Here is an 8416-nt window from a genome sequence, read left to right as displayed (position 1 = left end):
AAGTGGGGCGTCGTTGCGGGCTGGCGGCAGCGTTCGGATCAGGCCGGCTGCGGCACGCGTACCACCGGTGCTTCGCGGATCGGCAGGTTCAGCACCGCGGCGAGCGCGGCCAGGGCGATGTCGGCGTACCACATCCAGCTGTAGTCGCCGGTCAGCGTGATGCTGATGCCGCCCAGCCAGGCGCCGAGGAAGCCGCCGATCTGGTGCGACAGCAGCGTCAGGCCGAACAGCGTGCCGAGGTAGCGGATGCCGAACAGCTTGCCGACCAGCGCCGCGGTGGGCGGCACGGTGGCCAGCCAGGTGAAGCCCAGCCCGGCGGCGAACAGGTAGAAGGTCCATTCCGTCTTCGGCAGCATCAGGTACAGTGCCACCAGCACTGCGCGCGAGGCATACATCAGCGCCAGCACGTTGCGGCTGCGATAGCGCGCCACCCAGGAGCCGGCATACAGGCTGCCGAAGATGTTGGCGAGGCCGATGATCGCCAGCGACCAACTCGCCACCGAGGGTGGCAGGCCGCACAGATCCACTTCGCCCGGCAGATGGGTGACGAGGAAGGCGATGTGGAAACCGCAGGTGAAGAAACCCGCATGCAGCAGCAGATAGCTGCGATCGCCCATCGCTTCGCGCACCGCACGCCGCAGGCCGCCTTTTTCCTCTGCCGGCCGTGCAGCCGCATGGTCGCTTTGGGCCACCTTGCCGATCAGCGGCAGCGCCGCCAGCGTCATCACCGCCAGCGACCACAGCGCCCCCATCCAGCCGAACAGCTGGATCAGCTTCTGCAGCAAGGGCGCGAACACGAACTGGCCGAAGGAGCCGCCGGCATTGATCACGCCCGAGGCCGCGCCGCGCGCTTCCGCCGGCAGGCGCTGGGCGGCGGCGCCGATCAGCACCGAGAAGCTGCCCGCACCCGAGCCGATCGCCGACAGCAGGCCGAGCGACACCACCAGGCCGAAGGTGGAATCCATGAAAGGCGTGATGGCGCTGCCCAGCGCCAGCACCAGGATGCCGGCGACCAGCACCGCGCGCGGCCCCCAGCGGTCGGCGGCGGCGCCGGCGATGGGCTGGATCGCGCCCCAGGTGAATTGGCCGACGGCCAGCGCCAGGCTGATCGAGGCGATGCCCAGCCCGGTGGCGCTGTTGAGCGGGCTGACGAACAGGCCGAGCGACTGGCGTGCGCCCATCGTGATGGCGAGGATGCCGGCGGCGGCGAGGGTGATGGCGAGCACGCCGGGCTGGCGCAGGGAGCGGAACATTCGGAGCGATCCGGAGAGGAGTGAGAAATGGAGCCGTTCGGTGGGATGGAAGAGACAGGGCGTCGGCGCGGCTGGAGATGGCGTGAGGATAGTTTCCTCATCGTATACGGAGAAGCCCGCGATTCGATGCGTCGTGTCAACGAACCGTTGACGATGTCGCCTCCGAAGGAAGACCATCTCTACCTGATCAGTCGGCTACCCAGCTTTTTCGCAGCGGCTTGAATCGGGGGCGCCGAGCTGCTCCCGCCGCCTTGTTGCCGCTCCAAACGCTGCCGTCGCGGCTCAAGCCGCTACAGGGGTCCCGGAGGGGTCTTCATCCGAACCACAGGAGAAAACGAGAATGAAGCCAACCGGGAACCGCTGGACGGAGGCCCGATGAACTGGCTGCCTGCCTGGGACTGCTTCGTCCGCGTCGCCGAAGGCGGCAGCATGGCGGCGGCTGCACGCACGCTGGGCTGCACCCGCGCCCAAGTCAGCAAGCAGATGGCCGAACTGGAGCGCCGTCTGGGGGCGCGGCTGTTCGAGCGCTCCACGCGTCGGCTGGCGCTGACGCCGGCCGGCGAAGTGTTCCGCCAGCATGCGCTGCGTGCGCTGGAGGCGGTGGACAGCACCGAGCTCGCGGTGCGCAATCTCGGTGACCGGCCCTGCGGCACGCTGCGGGTGAGCGCCACCGTCGCCTTCGGCCGCCATTGCGTGGCGCCGCTGTTGCCGGAGGTCGTGGCCGCCCATCCGGAACTCGAGATTGAGCTGATCCTCACCGATCAGGTCGTCGACTTGGTCGGCGACAACATCGACCTCGCGCTGCGCATGACGCGCCTGCCGCCGGACGACGCGGTGGCTCGCCGCATCGTCAGCCTGCGCCGGGTGGTGTGCGCCGCGCCCGCCTATCTCGCCCGCCATGGCCGCCCGTGCCAGCCGCTGGATCTGCTGCAGCACCAGTGCCTGAGCTATGTGCTCGGCGACAACAAGCGCTGGGTGCTGATCGACGGCCAGGGCGTCGAGACCGTGGTGCCGGTGCGCAGCCGCATCCATTTCAACAACATCGACTGCATTTTCGATGCGGTGCGCGCCGGCCATGGCATCGCCATCCTGCCGACCTATCTGTGCCATCGGGAGCTGGCATCGGGAGTGCTGCAGACCGTGCTGGACGGCTACGAGCCGGACATCGTGTTCGGCCGCGACCTGTACGCCTGCTACACCCCCAGCCGGGTGCGCCTGCCCAAGCTGCGCGTCTTTCTCGACGCCTTGCTGGGGCATTTCCAGCCGCTGCCGCCGTGGGAGCGCACTTGAAGCGCCGCCGCGCGGCATCGTCCGGTCGCGCCCGAAAAGGCCTGACATCGTGATTCCGCAGGTACCGTGCATGCTTTTCGTGCCGGAAACGCTTTAATTTCCGCGTGCGGGCCGCATATGATGTCCCGTGACCGCATGCTGACCGGGGATCCTTCCGCTCATGAATCTGCGCATCTGTACCTACAACATCCACAAGGGCTTTTCGCAGTTCAACCGCCGCATGGTGGTGCACGAACTGCGCGACCGGCTGCGGACGCTGGATTCCGACCTCGTTTTCCTGCAGGAAGTGCAGGGGCTGCACCTGCGCCACCCCGAGCGCCATCCGAGCTGGCCCGCCCTGCCACAGCACGAGTTCCTGGCCGAGGAGAACTGGCACCAGACCGCCTACGGCGGCAATGCGGTGTATGACCACGGCCATCACGGCAACGCCATCCTCAGCCGCCATGCGATCCTGAGCCATGCCAACCACGACGTGTCCGACCACCGCTTCGAGCGCCGCGGCCTGCTGCACGCCGAGGTGGAAGTGCCGGGCTTCGACACGCCGGTACACTGTGTCTGCGTGCATCTGGGGCTGATGGGCGGCAGCCGGCGGCGGCAGATGGAAACACTGGCCGAACGCATGGAACACGTCGCGCCCGACGGTGAGCCCTTGATCATCGCCGGCGATTTCAACGACTGGCGCAACCATGCCGACCGCCTGCTGGCCAGCCGGCTCGGCTTGGTCGAAGCCTTCGGCAGCGACCGCGGGCGGCCGGCGCGCAGCTTTCCGAGCGCACTGCCCTTCTTCCGTCTCGATCGCATCTATGTGCGGGGCTTCCGCATCCGGCGCGCCGAGGTGCACTTCGGCGCACCCTGGGCGCAAATCTCCGACCACGCGGCGCTGACGGCCGAACTGGAGCCGCTGGCTTGATCTCCTTCCTGTCCGGCAACGCGGTGCGTCTGCTGGAAAACGGCGAACAGTATTTCCCCGCACTGCGGGACGCGATCGACCGCGCCGGACAGGAGGTCTTCCTGCAGGGCTACATCTTCGAGCCGGACGAGACCGGGCGCAGCATCGCCGCCGCGCTCGAACGTGCCGCTGCGCGCGGCGTGGAGGTCAGGCTGATGGTCGACGGCTTCGGCGGCCGCAGCTTCGTCGCCCACCTGTTGCCGCGGCTGCTCGAAAACGGCGTCAAGGTGCTGATTTATCGTCCCGAGCTGCGCGCGCTGTCGCTGCGGCGCCATCGCCTGCGCCGCCTGCATCGCAAAGTGGTGGTGGTGGACGGGCGCGAGGCTTTCGTCGGCGGCATCAACATCATCGACGATTTCCATGCCGACGGCCCGGCGCATCCGCGTTACGACTACGCTGTGCATGTGCAGGGGCCGGTCCTGGCGCCGATCCTCGCGTCCGCGCAGCGCCTGTGGCGCCTGCTGTCATGGGTCAGCTTTCGCCGCCGTTTGCATCAGCCGCTGGGCGCACCGGCGCAGACCGAGGCGGCCGGCGACATCCGCGCCGCCTTCGTCGTGCGCGACAACCTGCGCTTTCGCCATGCGATCGAGAACGCCTACCTGGATGCGATCGGCAACGCCAGGAACGAGGTCGTCATCGCCAATGCCTACTTCTTCCCCGGCCGGCGTTTCCGCCAGGCCTTGGTCGATGCCGCCGAGCGCGGCGTGGAAGTCATCCTGCTGCTGCAGGGCGTGGCCGACCATCCGCTGCAGCGCCACGCCACGCGCGCGCTCTACCCGCATTTCATGCAGCACGGCATCCGGCTGTTCGAATACCACCGCAGCGAGCTGCACGCCAAGGTGGCGGTGGTGGATGGCCGCTGGGCGACGGTGGGTTCGAGCAACATCGATGCCTTCAGCCTGCTACTGGCGCGCGAGGCCAACGTCGTCGTCGACGACGAGGCCTTCGCCACCGGGCTGCGCGCCAGCCTGGCGCGCGAGATGGAGGCCGGCGCGGTGGAGCTGCGCCCGTCGGACTGGCGCCGGCTGTCGCTGCTGCAGCGCGCCCTGACCTGGGCTTCGTACCAGATCGTCCGCCTGGCGATCGGCCTGGCGGGCTACGGCGGCAAGCATTGAGGCCTTGCCGTGCGGGTTTGCTGCCTTTACGGCAGTGTTCAGCCCTGCCGGCTCAGCGCCATGTGCTCGACTTCGGCGCAGCGGTTCATCACCACTTTCAGCCCGGCGTCGGCAGCACGTTGCGCCGCCTCGGGCGCGATCACGCCCAGCTGCATCCACAGGCAGCCGGCGCCGGCGGCGATCGCGTCCTCGGCCACTGCCATCACTTCGTCCGGCTTGCGGAACACGTCCACGATGTCGATCGGGCCGGGCGCTTCGCGCACGCTGGGGTAGCACTTCTCGCCCAATACCTCGTCGTGGGCCGGGTTGACCGGAATGATGGTGTAGCCGGCATCGCGCAGGTAGCGCGCGACCGCGTTGCTCGGCCGATGGGGCTTCGGCGAGATGCCTACGATCGCGATTCTGCGGGCGGTGGAGAGCAGTTCGCGGATGGCGCCGCGGTCGGCGGAGAGGTCGTTGGGGTGCATGATGTCCTCGGTGGGTCGATGGTGGTTGCGGGAGCGTGGCGCTGGCGCGGCACGGCGTCGAGCCGCCAGTGCCGGAAGGCCCAGCGCCAGACTTCGGCGAGCGGGGCGTGATCGAGTCCGGCCGCCGGCGCCTGGCCGAGAAAGCGCAGCGCCGCGCACAGTGCCGCAGCCGGCGGGTGTTCGTCGATGGCGCGGGCGAGGGTCTGCTTCGACAGCTTTTCGCCCGCGGCGTTGGTGGCGACCGGCAGGTGGGCGTAGGCCGGCTGCGGCATGCCGAGCAGACCTTGCAGATGGATCTGGCGGGCGGTCGAGTCGAGCAGGTCGGCGCCGCGCACGGCGTGGGTGACGCCCGCTTCGGCGTCGTCCACCACCACGGCCAGCTGGTAGGCGAACAGGCCGTCGGCGCGCAGCACCACGTAGTCGCCGGCGTCGAGCGCGAGATCCTGCTGCTGCCAGCCCTGGATTGCGTCGTCGAAGCCGATCACGCCCTCGGCCCGCACCCGCCATGCGCGTGCAATGCGCCCGGGCGGCAGGCCGTCGCGGCAGGTGCCGGGGTAGCGCCGCGAACCGTCGCGGGCGAGCGCCGAATCCGCCATCTCGCGCCGCGTACAGGCGCAGGGAAAGGCGTGGCCGGCCGCTTTCAATTGCTCCAGCGCGGCGCGGTAGGCATCGTTGCGGCGGCTCTGCCAGACGATCTCGCCATCCCATTCGAAGCCGAAGCGCGCCAGCGTGGCGATGATGCCTTCGGCCGCGCCGGGCACGGTGCGCGGCGTATCGACGTCCTCGATCCGCAGCAGCCAGCGCCCGCCGTGGCGGCGCGCTTCCAGATAGCTGCCCGCCGCTGCGACCAGCGAGCCGAAATGCAGCGGGCCGCTGGGCGAGGGCGCGAAGCGGCCGACATGGGGGGGCGAAGAAGAAGCGAGGTCGAGAGTGTTCATGGAGAGGTCGGGCGGATGCAGGCCGGGTGGCTGCCGCGGCACCGGGGCTGCCCGCAGGGGATTTTCCTCGATTCTGCAGCGCTTGCAGCGGTCGGCTTCGGCACGGGCCGTGCTGCATGCGCCGGACCGATGCTTTAGCAGGACAAATTGATTCCTGTCAATCACAGGCTCTCGGCTCGGCACGTAGCATTCCCGGGTGCGATGCGCCGTGTCCTGTGCCGCATCGTTTGTCAGATACCCACCGGAGAGCTCCAATGAAAAAGACCCCGCTGATCCTCGCCACCGTCCTTGCCGGGCTGCTTGCCGCCTGTGGCGGGCAGGATTCCGGCAGTTCCGCCGGTTCTGCACCGGCGCCCGCTGCGCCCGCGCCCGCCGCCCCGCCTGCTGCCGCTGCACCGGCCCCCGCACCTGCTCCGGCGGCCGCTGCCCCGGCCAATGCCGGGGGCGAGAGTGTTTACAAGAAAACCTGCGCGCTGTGCCACGCCGCAGGCGTCGCCGGTGCGCCGATTCCCGGCAACAAGGACGAATGGGCACCGCGCATCGCCCAGGGTGCCGAGACCTTGTACAAGCACGCGATCGAAGGCTTCACCGGCGAAAAAGGCATGATGCCGGCCCGCGGCGGCGCAGCGACGCTGCCCGACGACGATGTCAAGGCCGCAGTGGACTTCATGGTGGCGAAGTCGCAGTAAGCTACGACCATGCCCGATGCGCGAGCCCTGGCGGCTCGCGCATCGGGCACGACAGACAGGCGGAGGCGGCGAAAGCCTCCGTTTCTCGTTTACCGGCCCCGGCTGGCATGCCAGGGTCTGCGCGGCACGGCAACGCGCTGCCGCGTGCGGGGGTTTCAGTGCATGTGCCCGCTGTGGGCCGCGCTGCGCAGGTCGCGCACGGTGCTGCGGTCGATTTCGTCGAAGGCCAGGGCGCGGCCGCCGTGTTCGGCGATGAAGGCCTGGGCCGCAGCAGCTTCGGCGAAGGCCGGCAGGTCGGGGCCGCGCATCGGGCCGCGTACGCCGGAGCCGATGACGAAGACGGCCTTGCGCGCATCCAGCCAGCCGCCGCTGAGGTGGTCGGCAACGTAGAGCGCGGCGGCGTCTTCCGCGGTGTGCTCGGCGTCGAAGCGGGCCGGCTCGTCGAGGAAGGCGAAGAGGTCGACCGGCGAATCGAAGAAATGCACCGAGCCGTCGCTGAAGATGATCTGCGCCGCCCAGTTCGGGAAGCGTGCCGGGTACATGCCGCACACCGGGCAGCGCGCATCCGCCGGTACCGGGCGCGCTGCAAGCATGTCCAGGCCCGATGCGGGGTCGTAGGGATGGGCGGCCGACACCCGTGCCGGCGCGACGATGCAGATGTCCTCGGCGGGCGGCACGAACTCCACTGCCGGACTCCTGGCCGCGTAATGTACGAACAGCGCGCCGGCCGCCGCCGTGCATAGCGCCGCGGCGCCGAGCAGGAGGGGACGGCGGCTGGTGGGTGTCATGGCTGTGAAGCGAGCAGGGGATCGCGCATGAGGGCGGCGATCAGCGCGCCGACGTTGGCCTCGGGGCTGGCGTCGATGCGGGTGACGGGATCGGCTGCCACGGTGCCGTCGGCGCGGTGCAGGTGGTTGGGGCGGGTGGGCAGCCGGGTGTGGATGGGGGCGGTGTCGATGCCCATTTCCGGCGTGTCAGGTCCGCTGTTCCAGCGCAGCGAATAGGCATCGGGCGCGGCATAGCGCACGGTCAGCATGACGCCGTTGTGCAGGGCGATGGTCAGCGCGTCCTGCGTGAGCCGTGGCGGCGTGGCGAGCGCATCCGCATGTTCGCGCCCGATGTGTTCGAGGATGGCCGTATGCAGCTTCATCAGCGGTTCAGCTCCTTCAGGCTGGCGGCCATCGCTTCGCGCGCAGCCTGGTGCGTCTCGGCGAGGATGCGTGCCGCCAGATAGTGTTCATAGGCAGGGTGTTCGTCGATGCCGCCGTCGATGATGCGCTGGAGCAGGGTCTGTTCGTCCGCTGCGCCGACGGCCTGCAGCACCGTGCGCCGGTGCTCGCGCGTTTCATAGACGAGGCGGGCGAGCCGTTCGAGCTCGGGGGCGGCTTCGGGGGGAAGGGCGTCGTAGATCGTTGCGCTCATGTCGTGGCCTTGTTTACATGGATTGGTCGTGCAGCGCGCCGCCATCGAGGATGGCCATGTCTGGCGTGACGTCGCTGAACTTCAGCACCTTGCCGCCGTGCTGTGCGGCGAAGGCCCGGGCGTCGGCCTCGGTTGCGAACGAAGCGGCGGTCGGCCCCATCGAGCCCAGCCGCTTCGAGCCGAAGACGTAGAAGGCCTGGCGGGCATCGATCCAGTGGCCGGCCGGCGCGTCCCAGTCGGCCTTGCCCATGTCCTGCACGAAAATGCCGGTGACGCGGCGCGCCTGCTCCGGG

At 69.3% G+C, this 8416-nt stretch carries 11 protein-coding genes; 4 read left to right on the top strand and 7 right to left on the bottom strand.

Annotation, left to right across the window (positions count from 1 at the left end; translation table 11 throughout):
• Positions 1-38: 38 nt before the first annotated feature.
• Complete coding sequence (locus TBU01S_RS20160; RefSeq protein ID WP_068639289.1) at positions 39-1253, bottom strand: MFS transporter; 1215 nt, start codon at positions 1251-1253, stop codon at positions 39-41.
• 375 nt (positions 1254-1628) lie between these two features.
• Here TBU01S_RS20160 and TBU01S_RS20155 point away from each other — a divergent pair, with 375 nt between their 5' ends.
• The 3 genes from TBU01S_RS20155 (at position 1629) to clsB (ending at position 4607) form a co-directional block, all read left to right on the top strand.
• On the top strand, positions 1629-2543 hold the full coding sequence (locus TBU01S_RS20155) for a LysR family transcriptional regulator (protein WP_068639288.1): 915 nt from the start codon (positions 1629-1631) through the stop codon (positions 2541-2543).
• Between the two features lie 160 nt (positions 2544-2703).
• A complete protein-coding gene (locus TBU01S_RS20150) occupies positions 2704-3453 on the top strand; it encodes an endonuclease/exonuclease/phosphatase family protein (protein WP_068639287.1) in 750 nt (249 codons plus the stop codon).
• The gene (clsB, locus tag TBU01S_RS20145) at positions 3453-4607 is read left to right on the top strand and encodes a cardiolipin synthase ClsB (RefSeq protein WP_068639291.1); all 1155 of its coding nucleotides are present in this window, start codon (positions 3453-3455) and stop codon (positions 4605-4607) included. The genes TBU01S_RS20150 and clsB overlap by 1 nt, the downstream gene beginning before the upstream one ends.
• Before the next feature lie 38 nt (positions 4608-4645).
• Here clsB and TBU01S_RS20140 read toward each other — a convergent pair whose 3' ends face one another.
• Positions 4646-5074 carry a CoA-binding protein gene (locus tag TBU01S_RS20140; RefSeq protein ID WP_068639286.1) on the bottom strand — a complete coding sequence of 143 codons (429 nt, stop codon included), beginning with the start codon at positions 5072-5074 and terminating at the stop codon, positions 4646-4648.
• Positions 4996-6012, bottom strand: coding sequence for a tRNA glutamyl-Q(34) synthetase GluQRS (gene gluQRS / locus TBU01S_RS20135; protein ID WP_068639290.1), 1017 nt, complete (start codon positions 6010-6012; stop codon positions 4996-4998). The genes TBU01S_RS20140 and gluQRS overlap by 79 nt, the downstream gene beginning before the upstream one ends.
• Before the next feature lie 254 nt (positions 6013-6266).
• On the opposite strand from gluQRS, the gene TBU01S_RS20130 reads away from it, so the two are divergent.
• Positions 6267-6701: a c-type cytochrome gene (locus TBU01S_RS20130; protein ID WP_068639285.1), complete on the top strand. Its 435-nt coding sequence runs from the start codon at positions 6267-6269 to the stop codon at positions 6699-6701.
• Between the two features lie 155 nt (positions 6702-6856).
• Here TBU01S_RS20130 and TBU01S_RS20125 read toward each other — a convergent pair whose 3' ends face one another.
• The 4 genes from TBU01S_RS20125 to TBU01S_RS20110 all read right to left on the bottom strand — a co-directional run.
• Positions 6857-7489, bottom strand: a complete 633-nt coding sequence (locus tag TBU01S_RS20125) for a nitrous oxide reductase accessory protein NosL (protein WP_068639284.1) — start codon at positions 7487-7489, stop codon at positions 6857-6859.
• On the bottom strand, positions 7486-7851 hold the full coding sequence (locus TBU01S_RS20120; protein WP_068639283.1) for a toxin-antitoxin system TumE family protein: 366 nt from the start codon (positions 7849-7851) through the stop codon (positions 7486-7488). The genes TBU01S_RS20125 and TBU01S_RS20120 overlap by 4 nt, the downstream gene beginning before the upstream one ends.
• Positions 7851-8123: a hypothetical protein gene (locus TBU01S_RS20115; RefSeq protein ID WP_068639282.1), complete on the bottom strand. Its 273-nt coding sequence runs from the start codon at positions 8121-8123 to the stop codon at positions 7851-7853. Before TBU01S_RS20115 ends, TBU01S_RS20120 begins: the two co-directional genes overlap by 1 nt.
• Before the next feature lie 13 nt (positions 8124-8136).
• Positions 8137-8416, bottom strand: a 280-nt coding sequence (locus TBU01S_RS20110; RefSeq protein WP_174524556.1) for a nitrous oxide reductase accessory protein NosL, incomplete at its 5' end; no start/stop codon positions are given.

The organism is Thauera butanivorans NBRC 103042, from assembly GCF_001591165.1.
GTDB lineage: Bacteria > Pseudomonadota > Gammaproteobacteria > Burkholderiales > Rhodocyclaceae > Thauera > Thauera butanivorans.
The sequence above is the reverse complement of the archived record's forward strand: the minus strand, read 5'-3'. Positions and strand labels throughout refer to the sequence as shown.